General features: G+C 57.2%; 15 protein-coding genes. 12 read left to right on the top strand and 3 right to left on the bottom strand.

From position 1 onward, the window contains the following. Positions 1–13 precede the first annotated feature (13 nt). The 10 genes from EXZ61_RS02055 (at position 14) to EXZ61_RS02010 (ending at position 10,051) form a co-directional block, all read left to right on the top strand. A complete protein-coding gene (locus EXZ61_RS02055) occupies positions 14–976 on the top strand; it encodes a chemotaxis protein (protein ID WP_142808538.1) in 963 nt (320 codons plus the stop codon). Further along, the gene (locus EXZ61_RS02050) at positions 977–1,795 is read left to right on the top strand and encodes a CheR family methyltransferase (protein ID WP_142808536.1); all 819 of its coding nucleotides are present in this window, start codon (positions 977–979) and stop codon (positions 1,793–1,795) included. It abuts the gene before it with no gap. Then, the gene (locus EXZ61_RS02045; RefSeq protein ID WP_142808534.1) at positions 1,792–2,277 is read left to right on the top strand and encodes a chemotaxis protein CheD; all 486 of its coding nucleotides are present in this window, start codon (positions 1,792–1,794) and stop codon (positions 2,275–2,277) included. Before EXZ61_RS02050 ends, EXZ61_RS02045 begins: the two co-directional genes overlap by 4 nt. Beyond that, the gene (locus tag EXZ61_RS02040; protein WP_142808532.1) at positions 2,267–3,331 is read left to right on the top strand and encodes a protein-glutamate methylesterase/protein-glutamine glutaminase; all 1,065 of its coding nucleotides are present in this window, start codon (positions 2,267–2,269) and stop codon (positions 3,329–3,331) included. The genes EXZ61_RS02045 and EXZ61_RS02040 overlap by 11 nt, the downstream gene beginning before the upstream one ends. A gap of 111 nt (positions 3,332–3,442) precedes the next feature. Further along, positions 3,443–4,876, top strand: a complete 1,434-nt coding sequence (pyk, locus tag EXZ61_RS02035) for a pyruvate kinase (protein ID WP_142808530.1) — start codon at positions 3,443–3,445, stop codon at positions 4,874–4,876. A gap of 123 nt (positions 4,877–4,999) precedes the next feature. Further along, positions 5,000–6,064 carry a class II fructose-bisphosphate aldolase gene (fba, locus tag EXZ61_RS02030; RefSeq protein ID WP_142808528.1) on the top strand — a complete coding sequence of 355 codons (1,065 nt, stop codon included), beginning with the start codon at positions 5,000–5,002 and terminating at the stop codon, positions 6,062–6,064. Positions 6,065–6,170: 106 nt separating this feature from the next. Beyond that, on the top strand, positions 6,171–7,079 hold the full coding sequence (locus EXZ61_RS02025) for a phosphoribosylaminoimidazolesuccinocarboxamide synthase (protein ID WP_142808526.1): 909 nt from the start codon (positions 6,171–6,173) through the stop codon (positions 7,077–7,079). A 7-nt stretch (positions 7,080–7,086) separates the two neighbouring features. Then, entirely contained in the window at positions 7,087–7,608 is a 522-nt protein-coding gene (locus EXZ61_RS02020; protein WP_142808524.1) for a phosphatidylglycerophosphatase A family protein, read from the top strand. Further along, a complete protein-coding gene (locus tag EXZ61_RS02015; RefSeq protein WP_142814065.1) occupies positions 7,602–8,129 on the top strand; it encodes a CinA family protein in 528 nt (175 codons plus the stop codon). Before EXZ61_RS02020 ends, EXZ61_RS02015 begins: the two co-directional genes overlap by 7 nt. 95 nt (positions 8,130–8,224) lie before the next feature. Continuing rightward, positions 8,225–10,051, top strand: coding sequence for a PAS domain-containing sensor histidine kinase (locus tag EXZ61_RS02010; protein WP_142808522.1), 1,827 nt, complete (start codon positions 8,225–8,227; stop codon positions 10,049–10,051). A 7-nt stretch (positions 10,052–10,058) separates the two neighbouring features. Here EXZ61_RS02010 and EXZ61_RS02005 read toward each other — a convergent pair whose 3' ends face one another. Next, a complete protein-coding gene (locus tag EXZ61_RS02005) occupies positions 10,059–11,042 on the bottom strand; it encodes a sugar nucleotide-binding protein (RefSeq protein ID WP_142808520.1) in 984 nt (327 codons plus the stop codon). A gap of 128 nt (positions 11,043–11,170) precedes the next feature. Here EXZ61_RS02005 and EXZ61_RS02000 point away from each other — a divergent pair, with 128 nt between their 5' ends. Further along, on the top strand, positions 11,171–12,058 hold the full coding sequence (locus EXZ61_RS02000; protein ID WP_142808518.1) for a LysR family transcriptional regulator: 888 nt from the start codon (positions 11,171–11,173) through the stop codon (positions 12,056–12,058). A gap of 40 nt (positions 12,059–12,098) precedes the next feature. Here EXZ61_RS02000 and EXZ61_RS01995 read toward each other — a convergent pair whose 3' ends face one another. Further along, entirely contained in the window at positions 12,099–12,917 is an 819-nt protein-coding gene (locus EXZ61_RS01995; RefSeq protein WP_142808516.1) for a YecA/YgfB family protein, read from the bottom strand. Between the two features lie 133 nt (positions 12,918–13,050). On the opposite strand from EXZ61_RS01995, the gene EXZ61_RS01990 reads away from it, so the two are divergent. Further along, on the top strand, positions 13,051–14,679 hold the full coding sequence (locus tag EXZ61_RS01990) for an FMN-binding glutamate synthase family protein (protein WP_142808514.1): 1,629 nt from the start codon (positions 13,051–13,053) through the stop codon (positions 14,677–14,679). Between the two features lie 30 nt (positions 14,680–14,709). Here the strand turns inward: EXZ61_RS01990 and EXZ61_RS01985 are convergent, their stop codons facing one another. Then, complete coding sequence (locus EXZ61_RS01985) at positions 14,710–15,462, bottom strand: substrate-binding periplasmic protein (protein ID WP_237219061.1); 753 nt, start codon at positions 15,460–15,462, stop codon at positions 14,710–14,712. Positions 15,463–15,527 lie beyond the last annotated feature (65 nt).

The raw sequence follows: 15,527 nt of genomic DNA, 5'->3' as shown, positions 1-15,527 counted from the left end.
GGAGCATTTTTGAATGAAAAATACCCAGCATGAGATCGAAGAACGCACCAAGCTAGCGGGCAACAACAAGTTTGAGCTGCTGCTGTTTCGCTTGGGCGAAGCACCGCACCTTGCACAGCGCGAGCTCTTTGGGATCAACGTATTTAAGGTAAGAGAAGTGCTGGTCATGCCCCCGGTTACGGCGTTGGCAAATGCCCATGAACACTTGATGGGGGTAGCCAATATTCGCGGACAGATCATCCCCGTCATCAACCTGCCAGCTGTGGTGGGTTGCACGCCCAAAAAAGGCCTGACCATTTTGATGGTCACAGAATTTGGTCGCACCGTGCAAGCATTTGCGGTGGAAGACGTGCGAGAGATCGTCCGACTCGATTGGGACCAAGTGCTGCCCGCTGAGAGCAGCCACGCTGGTGCCTTGATTACCGGCATCGCACGGCTTGATGGTGCCACCGCCAACACGCGGCTCGCTCAGGTACTGGACGTGGAGCAGATTCTCAAGACCGTCATGCCTGTAACCACGGAGGAAATAAGCAAGGAAGTGGTAGGCCCGCGTATCAACCTGCCCCCTGGACATATCATTTTGGTTGCGGACGATTCGCCCGTCGCACGCACCGTCATTGAGCTGGGCTTGAAGGCCATGGGGGCCCCTTACATCATGACCAAGACAGGTAAAGAAGCGTGGGAGCGCATACAAGCCTTATCGGAAGAAGCTGAGGCGGAAGGCAAAACCATCTACGACCGCATTTCTGTGGTTTTGACCGATCTGGAAATGCCAGAGATGGATGGATTCACTCTGACCCGGCACATCAAGCTCAACCCCAAGTTCAAATCCCTGCCTGTAGTGATCCACTCGTCACTCACCGGAACGACCAATGAAAATCATGTCAAAAAAGTAGGTGCTGATGGTTACGTGGCCAAATTCTCCCCGCGTGAGCTAGCAGCCACCATTCGCAGCGTTCTGCCTGGAAGCGCATAGATGGCCGCAATCACCTTTAGCGACGCGCAGTTCAAGACCATCGGCGACATCATGTACGAAGCCGTTGGCCTTTCGTACAGCGACTCCAAGAAGTCTTTGATCCAGTCCCGTTTGGCGCCTCGTATTCAACGCCTTGGGCTTGAAGGTTTTGCAGATTACATCGCTATCTTGCAAGACGAGACGCAGGCAAGCGAATTCCAAATGGCGGTTGACCTACTTACGACCAATGAAACCTATTTTTTTCGCGAGCCCAAGCATTACGAGCTGCTGGAGGCCGAACTTAGCGCCCGCAAGAGCAAAGAACCTTTGAGCATTTGGAGCGCAGCATCCTCATTTGGGGACGAGGCTTACAGCACAGCCATGCTGCTGTCAGACATGCAGATATCCGGAAAAATAGGGCCTGAGTGGAGTATTTTGGGGACCGATATCAGCCATCGGGTGTTGCTCAGTGCCAAGGAGGGCGTGTACCCCCAAGACCGTCTGCGCGATGTCTCAGCCGATCGCCTGCGCCGCTACTGCTTAAGGGGCGAAGGGGAGTCGGAGGGACAGTCCATGGTCCACGAAAAAATTCGCTCACGTGTGCAGTTTGGGCAGCTCAACCTTTGCAAGCCTTTTGAAGGCTTGGGGCCCTTTGACGTCGTGTTTTTGCGCAATGTGTTGATTTACTTTGATGCTCCGACCAAGCGCGATGTGGTAGACCGCGTGCTACAAACACTCAAGCCCGGGGGTCTATTCTTTTTGGGTACCGCGGAAGGTCGTGCGCAATGTGACACCCCATTGATTACCGTTCAACCCGGCGCATTTAGAAAGGTGGCATGAGCAACCAAAGCTATGACCTCATGCCGGGCGATGTGGCTATCGGCTTTGTAGGCGACGAGCTCAAAACTTTGTTGGGATCGTGCGTTAGCGTCATCTTGACCGATCCTAGACGCACCGTCGGGGCCATGTGCCATATCGTTCATGTGGGGATCTCCCAAACCAATAGCGCGCACAACACCGCGTTTGGGAACGCAGCGATGGCGGACATGTTCGGACGCTTGCGAGCCATTGGCATCACGCCACACTTGTGTGACGCCTACGTCTACGGGGGTGGAAACATGTTTCCCCACTTGTTTCGCGAGAAGCACGTGGGAGCGAGCAACACAGAGTGGGTGCTGGGCTTTTTGCAGCAGCACCGCATTGCGGTGGTAGAACAGCATGTAGGGGGAGCAGGTTATCGCAAGGTGTCCTGGACAGTAGGGCCCCATGAGCCCGTAGTGGAAACTGTTTTTTCAGATCAAGGACAACTCTATGAGCGTTAAAGTATTTGTGGTGGATGACTCGGCTGTGGTGCGTCAAGCGCTGGCGCACATGCTGTCTGGCAATCCAGAGGTGGAGCTGATTGGCAGCGCGCCCAACCCTCTGCTGGCCATGGAGATGATCAAGAAGCGAGCGCCTGACGTGCTCCTGCTCGACATCGAAATGCCAGGCATGGACGGCCTTACCTTTTTGCGCCAAATCATGGCTAGTAACCCGATACCTACCGTGATTTGCTCCACGCTCTCAACCGAAGGCAGCAAGGTTGCTCTAGAAGCATTGTCTGCGGGAGCCGTCGCGGTTTTGGCTAAGCCAAAGCTCGGACTCAAGCAGTTTTTGGATGATTCCCGCAGGGAAATGATTCAAACACTCAAGACGGCGGCACGATCCAAGCCCCGTGCACGCGGCACGCACGTAGAGGCCATTTCCCACACAAGAACAACGCCTACTCGTGCCGCCGGCTTGTCTTCAGTGCATGCGCTGGCCATGAACAAGCCTGTGGTGATCGGTAGCTCCACGGGGGGTACTCAGGCGCTGGAAGTCGTATTGCTAAGCCTCCCTGCAGATGCGCCAGGCATCGCAATCACGCAGCACATGCCTGAAAAATTCACCGCCATGTACGCTTCTCGCCTAGATGGTGTTTGCGCTATGAATGTCCGTGAAGCCAAGGAGGGAGATCGGCTAGAGCGAGGCGTTGCCCTTATTGCACCGGGTGGCCGCCATATGCAGCTGTTCAAGTCGGCGGGGCAGTACTTTGTGCATGTCGTAGATGGCCCGCCCGTGAACCGACACAAGCCCTCGGTAGATGTGTTGTTCAGGTCGGCTGCTGAATGTGCAGGAGCGGACGCACTAGGCATCATCATGACCGGCATGGGGGATGACGGCGCGCGAGGTATGAAGCTGATGCACGACGGTGGCGCAAGGACCATTGCCCAAAACGAAGAAACCTGTGTCGTTTTTGGCATGCCCAAAGAGGCCATCAAGCTGCAAGCGGTGGATGACATCATGCCCTTGGAGCACATTGCGCGCGCTATTTTGCAGTTCGACTCAAGGGCGTGAAAAAGGACTTCAGGTCACAGGCGATTGACGCCAAAAACATGTAACTAATCGACACGCCTCTGTAACCGGTTCCATGGGAAAATAGAAACTTAATTACAGGAGTCTGACCCCATGCCCCGTCGCGCAACAAAAATCGTAGCTACTCTCGGCCCAGCATCCAGTGATCCAGCGTTGCTGGAGCAAATGATTCGCGCCGGTGTCAACGTGGTGCGATTGAATTTCAGCCATGGAAAGGCACAAGACCACATTGACCGCGCCCGCTTGGTACGTGAGGCTGCTATTCGTGCAGGGCGTGAGGTCGCCATCATGGCCGACCTGCAAGGACCCAAGATCCGTGTGGGCAAGTTTGCTGAAGGCAAGGTCATGCTGGAGCCTGGCCAAAAGTTTGTTCTGGACGCCGCTCGCACGGAACTCGGCGACATTGACGCGGTGGGACTCGACTACAAAGCACTTCCACGTGAAGTGAAGTCAGGCGACGTATTGCTACTCAACGACGGCTTGATCGTGATCACAGTCGACTCGGTCAAAGGTGAACAAGTGTTTACCACCGTGAAGTTGGGCGGGGAGTTGTCGAACAACAAGGGCATCAACAAGCAAGGCGGTGGCTTGACCGCCCCGGCTCTTACAGGCAAAGACATGGAAGACATCCGCACGGCGATGAGCTTCCAGGCGGACTATGTGGCAGTGAGCTTTCCCAAGAACGCCACCGACATGGAAATGGCGCGCCAACTGTGCAATGTGGCCGCAGCAGAATACAACCACGTTCCTAGCCTGATTGCCAAAATTGAACGCGCAGAAGCCATTCCTCGCTTGGAAGAAATTTTGCTTGCCAGTGACGGCATCATGGTCGCTCGGGGTGACTTGGCGGTAGAGGTGGGCAATGCCGCTGTGCCTGCTCTGCAAAAACGCATGATCAAGTTGGCTCGTGCGCACGACAAGGTGGTCATTACCGCCACGCAGATGATGGAGTCCATGATCACCAACCCCGTGCCCACCCGTGCGGAAGTCAGCGATGTAGCCAATGCGGTACTGGACGGCACCGATGCGGTGATGTTGTCTGCAGAAACTGCAGCAGGCAAGTACCCATTGGAAACCGTGATTGAAATGGCCAAAATTTGCCTCGCTGCCGAGAGTGGAGAGCACGTGAAGCTCGACGCAGACTTCACGGGAAAAACCTTCCACCGTATTGACCAAACCATCGCTATGGGGGCCCTGTTTACAGCCCACCATTTGGATGCTAAAGCCATTGTGGCAATGACCGACAGCGGCTCTACAGCCCTTTGGATGAGCCGTCATTTGGTGCATGTCCCCATCTATGCATTGACGCCCAAAGTAGCCACACAGCGCAAGATGACTCTGTACCGCAACGTACGCCCCTTGCTGATGGGCACTAGCGCTGACCGTGACACGGCGTTGCAAGATGCTGAGAACCATCTGAAGTCCCGTGGCATTGTGCAAAAGGGCGACGTTTACGCCATTACTTGCGGCGAGCCCATGGGGGCACCTGGCGGCACCAATATGCTGAAAATTTGCGCGGTCAGTTAAGCAAACAAGAAACAAGCGTTTGGAAACGGCGCTTGTGCTTTTCTTGGGGTTTTCCCTCGGCAGTTAGAATCCAACATCGGTACAAGTTACCAAGCGGTTACCAACTTCAGCGGAGATCTAGAAATGGCACTCGTTTCCATGCGCGAATTGCTGGACCATGCAGCAGTAAACAACTACGGCATACCGGCCTTTAACGTCAATAACCTGGAGCAAGTCCAGGCCATCATGGAGGCGGCCAAAGAAGTGGGCGCCCCCGTCATCATGCAAGCTAGCGCAGGCGCGCGCAAATACGCAGGCGAAGGTTTTCTTAAGCATTTGATCCTTGCCGCTGTCGAGAGCTACCCTGAGATTCCGGTTGTGATGCACCAAGATCATGGCCAAAGCCCAGACGTGTGCCAAGGTGCCATCAACCTTGGATTCAGCTCGGTGATGATGGACGGGTCACTCATGTCCGATGGCAAAACCATTGCCAGCTACGAGTACAACGTCGAAGTCACCCGCAAGGTGGTCGACCTGGCCCACAAAGTAGGCGTCACAGTCGAGGGTGAGTTGGGTTGCCTAGGTTCTTTGGAAACCATGCAAGGCGACAAAGAAGATGGCCACGGCACCGACGACATCATGACCCGAGAACAACTGCTCACCGACCCTGAGCAGGCCGCTGACTTTGTCAAGCGCACCCAGTTAGATGCACTGGCAATTGCCATTGGCACAAGCCATGGTGCCTACAAGTTCACCCGTAAGCCCACAGGTGACATATTGGCAATTGAGCGCATCAAGGAAATCCACCAACGCCTGCCCAACACCCACTTGGTGATGCACGGCTCTAGCAGCGTACCGCAAGACCTGTTGGCCATCATTAACGAGTACGGTGGATCCATGAAGCAAACTTACGGGGTGCCGGTCGAAGAAATTCAGCGCTCCATCCAGTTCGGCGTACGCAAGATCAATATCGACACCGACATCCGCATGGCCATGACCGCTGCAGTGCGCAAGTTCTTGGTGGAGAACCCCGAAAAGTTCGACGCCCGCGAGTGGCTCAAGCCCGCCCGTGAAGCAGCCAAAAAGCTGTGCAAACAACGCTACATGGAGTTTGGCTGCGAAGGCCAAGCGGCCAAGATCAAAGGCCACTCATTGAGCATCGTGGCAGGGCAATACGCCCGCGGCGAACTCAAGCAAGTCGTACAGTAAGCGCTGACGCTTGGAAATTGCACACAGTCGCAATTTCAAACTTGCGATAATCTAAGGCTCACCGACCGGCACCTGTGCCGGGGTGGGCCTTTTTAATTTGGACGCCATGACCACAGCTCTGCACACCTCGACCCTCACCTCCCTGACCCTGCTAGCACGCGGCAAAGTACGTGACAACTATGCAGTGGGCGACGACCGCATCCTGATGGTGGCTAGCGACCGTTTGAGCGCTTTTGACGTGATCATGGGCGAACCCATCCCTGGCAAGGGCGAATTGCTCACCCAAATGGCGCTATTCTGGTTCGAAAAGCTGGGCCCTCACGGTGCCAACATTTGCCCTAACCACCTCACCGGTGACGCACCCGAGAGCGTAGTCACGGCGGCGGAAATCCCTCAGGTCACAGGCCGCTCCATGCTGGTCAAGCGTCTCAAGCCCATTCCTATCGAGGCCGTAGTGCGCGGCTACTTGGCGGGCAGCGGCTGGAAAGAGTACCAAGACAACGGCCAGGTCTGCGGGGTGCCGCTACCTGCGGGGCTGAAGAACGCATCCAAGTTGCCCGAGCCCATTTACACCCCGGCCGCCAAAGCCGCCGTGGGTGACCACGACGAGAACATCACGTTTGAAAAAACGGTGGAAATCATTGGGCTGGATTTGGCCACCCGCATTCGCGACATCAGCATTGCCATTTACAAAGCGGCCGCAGAGATTGCATTGACCAAGGGCATCATCATTGCCGACACCAAGTTTGAATTTGGCTTGGACAGCGACGGCACCCTGACCTTGATGGACGAGGTGCTGACCCCCGACTCGTCGCGCTACTGGCCGCACGAGAGCTACCAAGAAGGCAGCAACCCGCCGAGCTATGACAAGCAGTTCGTGCGTGATTGGCTAGAACAAGCCTTGGTCGATGGCAAGCCGTGGACCAAAACCCCGCCAGCCCCGCGCGTGCCCAAAGAAGTGATTGAGCGCACGGCGGCCAAGTACCGCGAAGCCTTGCAACGCCTCACCGCCTGATATGGCGATGGCGCGCCCCACGGCCCGCTTTATGCTGGCCCATCCAGCCCATTGCATAGCGCTGGGGTTTGGCTCGGGCTTGAGCCGTATAGCGCCCGGCACCGTAGGTACCTTATGGGCTTGGATTTCGTTCTACGCGCTTATGCCCTATATGTCTGACACAAAGTGGGGCTACTTGATTGCGGCCTCTTTGCCCATTGGTTGGTGGGCCTCCAGCCTCACCGCCCAGCACATGGAGGTTTTAGACCCTGGTAGCGTGGTTTGGGACGAAGTGGTGGCGTTTTGGCTGGTTCTGTGGATTGCCAGCCCTGCCAGTTGGGCCGGTCAGTTAGTAGCGTTCGCGCTGTTTCGCTTTTTCGATGCCGTGAAACCTGGCCCTGTGGCTTGGGCGGACCAATTGTTCCACCATGCAGATCCTGCCTCCGATTCCGGGGCCTGGCGAAAGGCTGGCTTTGGCATCATGCTGGATGACTTGGTGGCGGCAGCGTGCACTCTATTCGTCATTGCACTTTGGCGATTCGCATGGTGAGTGCCACAGTCGCAACACTATCAAATAGTGAGCATTCTTCTCAGCATTTATGCGCGGCATTGGCAAGTATCCTTTTAGACAAGCACTGGTTGCTGGCGACCGCTGAGAGCTGCACAGGAGGACTCATTAGCGCGGCGTGCACAGATCTTGCCGGCTCCAGCGCATGGTTCGAACGGGGCTTTGTCACCTACTCCAACGCTGCCAAACACGACGTGCTTGGGGTACCCGCCGAGCTAATCAGCCAGCATGGGGCCGTGAGCGAGGCGGTTGCGCGCGCCATGGCGCAAGGCGCGCTGCAACGCAGCGCAGCGCAAGTAGCCATTGCGGTGACTGGCGTGGCAGGCCCCACGGGTGGTAGCGCTGAAAAACCCGTAGGCACGGTGTGGCTGGCTTGGGCTCTACCCAATGGCGTTTACAGTGAACACCAGATCTTTGCCGGTGACCGCACTACGGTGCGCGCCGCAACTGTCCACAGGGCGCTCAGCCGAGTCTGTGAGTTACTCAGCGCCCCCACCTGCTGAGCGCACACGTGCTCAGTGGGCACAAACCAGACTTCCGGCAACGTTCAAAACCGCGCACAATGCCGCATGACTTGCTGCAGGACTAAGAACCTAGTATGCCCAACGCATTGCGCTTAGTGTGCATGGTCACCTTGCCTTGGCTGCTTGTGGCCGGGGCTTGGCTGCTCCATGGGCCAGCCCCATGGATGGTCGGGGGAGCCGTCTTGGGGTTTGCGATCAACGCCATCTTGGTTGTGCGCTATGTGGCACGTCCACAGAAAGAGGTCTCCCTAGCACTGGCTGAGTTGCAACAGCAACATGCATTGCTGCAAACCTTGCTCAAAGACTCCCCTACCGCCATCGCAGCCAAAGACTTGGACGGGCGATTTGTGTTTTGCAACCCGGCCTTCTTGGCATTGCATTCCCTGCCGAATAGCCAAGTTATTGGTAAAACCGACCATGAGCTCTTGCCCTTGGCAATGGCGGACACCTTTCGAGCCACTGACCTGGCCGCCATGCAAAGCAAAGAGGCCCAGCGATACCGCAGCACCTTAGAGGCTCAAGACGGTGCCACATTGCATGTCGAGTCGCTCAAATACGTGCTGCAAGATTCCCGCGGAGTCACCATAGGCGTAGGCTTAAGCGCCATTGACGTCACCGATAAAGAGGCCGCAGAAACTGCGCTGCGAGAAAGCCAGGCCCGGTTTTTCAAGCTGTTTGAATCATCGCCAGTACCCATGGTCTACCACGTCATTCGCGAGGGGACCCGACAGTTTTTCCGCAATGATGCCTTCTACGCCACGTTTTTGTTCTCGCGTGAACACAGCAGCAACAAGTCATTTGACGAGTTAGGCATGTGGGCCAGCCCCCAAGATAGTGCGCAAGGGCGACACAATCAGCTTGGAGGAAAACCCGTGGACAACTGGGTGGTAGAAATGGTTCGCGGCGATGGCAGTCATGGCTGGTTTGCTTTGTTTGGGCGGGTGCTGGAAGACCCAGAGGGCGTTATGTTTGTGACCACCTTGATCGATGTCAGCGAGCCCTTGCGGGCACGTGAAGAGGTCATGGCACTGAACACCCAGCTCGAAGACCGCGTACAAGAACGTACCCAGCAACTGCAGTCTGCCAATGAGGAGTTGTCGCAAACGCTGGACTCCTTGAACGAGACCATGGAACAGTTGGTTCAATCCGAGAAGTTGGCCTCTTTAGGGGCCTTGATGGCGGGCATGTCGCACGAGCTCAATACGCCGATCGGTAACGGCCTCACCGTGGCGAGTTCGTTGGACCACAAGGTTCGCGAGTTTGTAGCCCAATCCGCCCTGGGCGTCCGCAAATCGACGCTGGATCAGTTCATTTCTGACACCCAGTTCGCAGCCGACATCTTGGTTCGTAACTTAGCGCAGGCAGGAACCTTGATCAGCAGCTTTAAAAGCGTTGCGGTGGACCAAACCAGCGCCCAACGACGCCTTTTTAACCTGCGTGCAGTGGTGTCAGAAATCGTCCTGACTTTGAGCCCGGCCATACGTAAATCAGCATGCCATTTGGTTCAAGACATTGAACTCACGCTGGAACTTGATAGCTACCCTGGCGCCTTTGGTCAGGTACTCAGCAACCTGATTAACAACGCCATCATCCATGGGCTAGAGCCAGAAACGCCGGGTCACATCACCATCATTGCACGCCGCCAGGGCACGCACCATGCCGAGGTTCGCGTCCAAAACAGTGGTATCCCGATTGATCCGGCACATCTCAAGCGCATCTTTGATCCTTTTTTCACCACCCGTTTGGGCCAAGGGGGATCGGGCTTGGGCTTGCACATCGTGCACACTCTAGTTACGGGCTTGCTAGGGGGGAAGGTTACCGTGAACAGCAACGAGGCGCTGGGTACCGAATTCGTTCTATTGCTGCCCTTGCGCGCGCCTGCAACCCCGGCTACGACCTGATCCTCAACTACCCGGCAACCGCGTGCAAATCAGCTGCCGCTAAACGTACGGCTTCGTTAAACGGCGTATGGGGCTCAGTGCCAATCAGCGCGCACAAGGCCTGGTTGTCCAAGCGGTGCGGGGTTTGCCACAGGTAGCGCATCTCCAGCAAAGCCGCCCACACCGGATTGAACCAAGCCCCCATGCGAATGATGGGCCAAGGCAAAGCCTTTTGCTTCAGCCTTGCCCCGGGCGCAAGCCAGCCTTTTGCGTGGGCCACCGCCGCCAAGGCATCTGCCCACGCCTGGTCAGTCACGCTATATCCCGCAAAATGCAGCTGGCTAAACATGGGAAGGTTCTCCCGCTTTGCAGCGACGGCCACAAACGTGCGCGCCAAGTCCGGCAAATACGCCCATGGCGTCGCGATGTTGCTCGCACCCAGGTAGGTCCATTGGCCTTGGCGCAGGTCTTTGGCCAGTGCGCTGTCGAACCAACTCCCCGTGCCACTGCCGAAAAAGTCGCCTGCGCGAATGACAACGCTGCGCACACCGGAAGCTTGCAAGCGCTGCTCCATGGTGACCCGTACTGCGCCTTTCACGGTGTCTGCATTCTGTGCGGTCTGTTCCGTCAACACAGGTGGCATGCCCGTGCCGAAGTTGTAGACATTGCCCGGTAGCATCAACGTGGCTCCCAAGGCGCGAGCAAGCTCAATCGATGCGTCCAGCATGGGGAGCGCTTGGGTTTGCCACACCTTGTTGGTGTACAGCGGGTTGATCGCATGCACCACCACACTGGCACCCCGGGCCAACTGCGTGATTTCTCGGGTATCGAAGAGGTCTGCAGACACCCATCGGATGCGCGCGTCGTGTGGACCTGCTGCGGCTGGGTGCACCTGCTCAGTGGCCCCGCCGCGCGTCAGTGCAATCACCTGCCAGCCCGCTTGCGCAAACGCCTGGCAACTCGCCCAGCCCAAACGACCACGAGCACCCAAAACCAAGACAGTAGAAGACATCACAACACTCCAAAGACCACCCAAAACCGGTGAAGTGGGGCTATTGTGTTCGCCCTCAAGCTGCAACACAATTGCATATTTATTCATAGCTGCTATGCGTTCCCGCATAGCACGAATACGAGTAGCCTATGTCTGTTGCATTCGACTGGAGCTTGATCAAGTCTTTCTTGGCGGCGTTGGATCAGGGGAGTCTGCTAGGCGCAAGCCGTGTCTTGCGCATGAGCCAACCCACCGTGGGGCGACACATTGCAGAACTCGAGTCGCAGCTAGGGGTTGCCCTGTTTGAGCGCACGGGGCGCGGCTTGGTCCCCACGCACACCGCCCACCAACTCGCCGAGCATGCGCGGGCGATGCAAAGCAATGCGACGCAGCTCTTGCACACCCTAGACAGCGCGCAATCCAAGGCGACCGGCACGGTACGCATTACGGCCAGCGTGGCGGTTGCCGTTAACCTGCTGCCCTCGGTGTTGGCGCGCATGCGCATGGCGCTGCCTGAGATTCAGGTCGAAATCGTCTCCAGCAATGCGATCAGCAATTTGCTGCGCCGCGAGGCAGATATTGCCATTCGCATGGTGCGCCCCGACCAAGCCTCTTTGGTCGCCAAAAAGATAGGGGACATTGGCTTAGGCGCCTTTGCGCACCGCAGCTACCTCGCCAGAAAAAGCCCCATCCGAGTGCCGCAAGACCTGCTGCAACACGAACTCATAGGCGGCGACACGGACACCTCCATCCTCGATGGCTTTCAAGCCATGGGCTACCCGGTCGGGCGCGAAGCCTTTGCCCTGCGCACGGACGACTTCATCGTGCAGTGGCGGGCCGTGCAAGCGGGATTGGGGATTGGCTTTCTTGCCAATTACATGGCCTATGACGAAAGCGATATCGTTCGTATCTTGCCCCTTGCACTGACCATTGCGCCCTTGCCCGTGTGGCTCACGGTACACCGTGAAATTCGCACCAACCCGCGCATACGGGCGGTCTACGACTTTTTAGCGGAATCGCTGCCACAGGTCATCTGAGCAAGGCGAGCGCCACTATTGCATGCAGCAGCGCCAGCGCCTAGGCGCCGTGGCATTTCTTGTACTTCTTGCCGCTGCCGCAGGGGCAGGGATCGTTACGGCCCGGCTCCGCTTCTTTGCGCACGGTTTCCACACGCGGGCCCATGCTGCGCCAAATCTCACGCAGGTCGTACACAGCCCAGATACCTTGGGCATAGGCATCCAAGCGCTGCGCGCTCATGCTGGGGGGGCCGTCTTCGGCGAACGGGGAAATCTCCAAAGGGCCCGCATCGTCTTCGGTCAAGGCAACAATGAACTCCAATGCGGCGTCGAGCCACTTGGCGGCATCTTTGTCGCGGGGTGCCGCCCATTCTTCGGGCCAGTTTTCTACCGCACACATAAAGCCCAAGGCCCACACTTGTGCAAACGCCGGAATTTCTGCATCTGGCACCCCGGCACGTTGCTCGGGGGTCAGGCTGGCCAAAGCGCCACGCACATCCATGACCTCCGGCTGGTAGGCCCCCTCTTCGTCCAGTGATTTGACTTCCGTATCGAGGGATTTTTCAACCGTGGCCCATCGGCGTGTCCATATCTGCAAGAAACGCTGCCGCTGTGCGTCATCGGCAAAAGAGCCCTCACTGTCGGGTGCCTCGGAAACACCCAACAGCACGTCTAAGTATTCCGCCACGGGGATGGCGCGCCTGCAGCACACCAGTGCAGCCATAAACCCTTCGCAAAATTCCCACTGGGGGGTCTCGTCGTTGCGGGTGCGCAAATCATCCAAAATGGCATCGACTTCATCAAACTCTTCTTCCTCCAAAGGTTGGGCAAGCATGTCCTCGTCCAACTGGTGGGTGGCAATGGCGGAGTCTTGGGTCATGGTGCGTTCCTGCGTTTGAAAGGTAAGAAAGCCCGTATTTTGCCCGTTCAACTGCAAATACCCCCGCCTAGCGACAACACGGACTGTGCAAATAGGCCATGGGCTGTTATCGTGGCGCGCAAGGAGCGTCGTTATGCTGCATATGTTGGATTCGCTGTTTCCCATCCGCTACACGGCCATGGGTTTAAGTGTGCTGGGACTTTTGCTCAGCGTGTTTAGCCTACTTGTCTTCGGTCACGGCATCGGTGCGTTGTTGCTGTTCGGCGTACTCAGCGCCACCGGGCTGTCTGACCTGCTGCAAACCAAACGGTCCATATTGCGCAATTACCCCATCATTGGGCGTCTGCGCTTTATGCTGGAGTTCATACGGCCCGAGATTCGGCAGTACTTTATTGAGAGCGACAACGAGGCAACGCCCTTCTCCAGAGCGCAGCGCTCACTGGTGTACCAACGTGCTAAGGGCGAATCAGACAAGCGGCCTTTTGGTAGCCAGTTGGATGTTCACGCCCAGGGCTACGAGTGGATGAACCACTCGGTCGCACCTACCGTGCTCGACTCGCACGACTTTCGGATCACCATTGGGCCCAACACCGCGCAGCCTTACTCTGCCAGCGTGTTCAATATCTCAGCCATGAGCTTTGGAGCGCTCAGCGCCAATGCCATTCAAGCCCTGAATGCAGGCGCCAAGCGTGGCGGCTTTGCCCACGACACGGGCGAAGGCTCGATCTCGGTCCACCACCGAACCCACGGGGGGGACCTTATTTGGGAGGTAGCCTCGGGCTACTTTGGCTGCCGCAACGACGATGGCAGCTTCAATGCCGACAAGTTCCAAGCCAACGCTACCGATCCTCAGGTCAAGATGATTGAGCTCAAGCTCAGCCAAGGCGCCAAGCCCGGCCATGGCGGCGTGCTACCAGGCCCGAAGGTCACCGCAGAAATTGCCCAGGCACGTGGCGTGCCCCAAGGGGTGGACTGCGTATCACCGGCTTCGCACAGTGCGTTTTCCACACCCATAGAGATGATGCAATTCATCGCCCGTTTGCGAGAACTCTCTGGAGGCAAGCCCACGGGTTTCAAGTTATGCATAGGGCATCCGTGGGAGTGGTTTGCCATCGTGAAAGCCATGTTGGCCACGGGCATCACGCCTGACTTCATTGTGATTGACGGCTCCGAAGGTGGCACCGGTGCAGCCCCTTTGGAGTTCATTGACCACGTAGGCTCCCCCATGCAAGAAGGCCTGCTCTTGGTGCACAACACACTGCGTGGCGTGAACCTGCGTGACCGCATTAAGGTGGGGTGCGCTGGCAAGGTGGTGAGTGCGTTTGACGTAGCGCGCCTGATGGCACTAGGCGCTGACTGGTGCAATAGCGCGCGCGGCTTTATGTTTGCGCTGGGCTGCCTGCAAGCGCAGACCTGCCACACCGGCAGCTGCCCCACAGGTGTGGCTACGCAAGACCCGCTACGCCAACGCTCACTGGTAGTACCCGACAAGGCAGAGCGCGTCTACAACTTCCACCAGAAAACGCTGTTTGCCCTGAAAGAGCTGGTGCAGGCAGCGGGCGTTAACCACCCCCGAGAAATCACGGCACACCACATCGTGCGGCGCACCCATGACAACCGTGTGCGCTCACTGGCCCAAATGATTCTGACGCAAATGCCCGCGGGTGCCCTGTTGGGCGAAGAGCTGAGCAGCCTGCCTTTGATCTACCGCCAGTCATGGCCTAAGGCAACCGCCCAGAGCTTTGCGATGGGCGAGGCCTGAGCCCCGCCGTGGGCGCCACTTGGCGTCCGTTTACTTCCACTGTACTTCGATGGCCTTGTACTTGCCATTCTTCACAATGGTTTCAAATCCTTGGTTGAACTTCTCTACAAATTTCGCACCGTCGGGGTGCTTTTTGCTAAAGGCGATGTACAAGCCCGGGTCTGCAGTGATCCCCACTGCCTTGAATTTACCCGCAAATTCTTTGTTTTTGGTGAACACGGCATTGGCCACTTTTTCATAGGCCAGCATATAGGGCACGCGGTTGGCTAGGAGCTTGCGAAAGCCTTGCTCGTCTTGGTTGGCCACATCGCGTTTGATTTTGGTGTTGGTGTCGAACTCGTCACCGTACTCGTAGCCATTGGTCACCCCCACGACTTTGCCCTCAAGGCTCTTGGGGGTCAGTCCTGACTCTTTGGAGTCTGCCGGTGCGTAGATATTGATCCTGGCGTTGAACAGCGGCTTGGCGTGCCACAAATAGTCGTTCTCTAAGGTGCTGTTGCGTGCCGCGTCAAAACAGCCTGCCAGCTCACCGGATTTGGTAACGGCCATGCAGCGCGCGTAGGGCACGGGCGAGAACTTCACATCGACCCCTGCGGCCTTGAAGGCCTCGCGCACGATGTCCACCGCAAAACCTTGCGCTTCGGAACCCACTTTGGAACTGTAAGGGGCCCAGTCATCCTCAGCTCCTAGGGTGACTGTCTCCGCCGCATAACTAAGGCCTACTGCTGTCATGCAAGCCAAACCCACTACACCCCGCTTGCAACGCTGAACAAATTTCTGCATACCGCGCTCCTAGAGTTAAGGGAAATCCCTAGGTCACTGTAGCCACACTGCGCCTTGCGCGCAAG

Source organism: Rhodoferax aquaticus (genome assembly GCF_006974105.1).
Classification (GTDB): Bacteria; Pseudomonadota; Gammaproteobacteria; order Burkholderiales; family Burkholderiaceae_C; genus Allorhodoferax; species Allorhodoferax aquaticus_A.
Note: the sequence above shows the minus strand (reverse complement) of the source record. Positions and strands in the feature narration are given on the sequence as shown.